The organism is Thioclava sp. L04-15 (assembly GCF_002020275.1).
Classification (GTDB): domain Bacteria; phylum Pseudomonadota; class Alphaproteobacteria; order Rhodobacterales; family Rhodobacteraceae; genus Thioclava; species Thioclava marina.
Window position 1 is genome coordinate 1 of the sequence record NZ_MPZW01000029.1, and the last position, 934, is coordinate 934.

The window sequence follows — 934 nt, forward strand, 5'->3', positions numbered from 1 at the left end:
AGTCACAGCATCCGTTTTCCGCCATCGCCGCTGCTTAGCTCGAACGAGCTGATAAGGCATTGTAATAAATTGACTTTCCATTATGCACGAGAAGAGTGACGTATAGCGGCAGTTACACCTTGCAACGCAAGCCCAGCTCCACCTCTTCGCGCAGATAGATATGACCATAGCTCACGCCCTCTGGAGCAAAGGGTCGCAGACGGGCCTTTCTGAGTCGCGCAAGAATGGTGTTTCGATGTTCGCCGAAGCGTTCTATCAGCATGGGCAAGGTCACGAAGCGCTCTCGAAATGCTTGGATGTCAGAGGCACGCAGGTAAAAAACGCATGCCTCATCTTTCGGTGCGGTCATGCGGACCGAGGGCGAGTGCCCTGCCTCAAGAAGCGCAATGAACCTGTCCCTGCCGCGCCGGCTGATCGTGCGGCTGAACTCGGTCGCCGGGATCAGCCCCTGCGCCATGGTGGGGCTCCGTTGAAGTGCGAGATGATTGAGGTCCTCCATATGGACAACCAGCCCGTGATACCCCTCAACTCCCATCTGGAGCCCAAGACGAAGCATACCTTTTCGGATCGCTCCGATAATCGCACCGACTCGGAGACCGGAGCGCGCGCTGGCCATCTGCAGGGTTTCCCATTCATCGCTTGAGATCGTGCCCGATTGGACCAATGCCGTGAGCTCAGTCACAAGAGCTAGCCCGTCCTCCCTACGCCACCGCCGTCTCACGGTTGGCATCGCTGTCGCTGGCACGAGGACGCCATCCGAGATGAGCGCGTCCAGTTCGTTCCGAGTTGCGCCCATCGCATTTCGAAGCTCACGCACTCCTATCCAGTGCGGTATTTCCGCGAGGAGAGGTGAATAGCGCTCAGCATCGAAGGTTTTCCTATTTGTCGGACGCGTATCCTTTGGAGATAGACCGCCTGCCTCAATCAGAACTGC

Annotated in this window: 1 protein-coding gene; it reads right to left on the reverse strand. The window is 57.4% G+C overall.

What is annotated here, in order from left to right; all coding sequences use genetic code 11:
* Nucleotides 1-112 precede the first annotated feature (112 nt).
* Nucleotides 113-934, reverse strand: an 822-nt coding sequence (locus BMI90_RS18910; RefSeq protein ID WP_210401985.1) for a hypothetical protein, incomplete at its 5' end; no start/stop codon positions are given.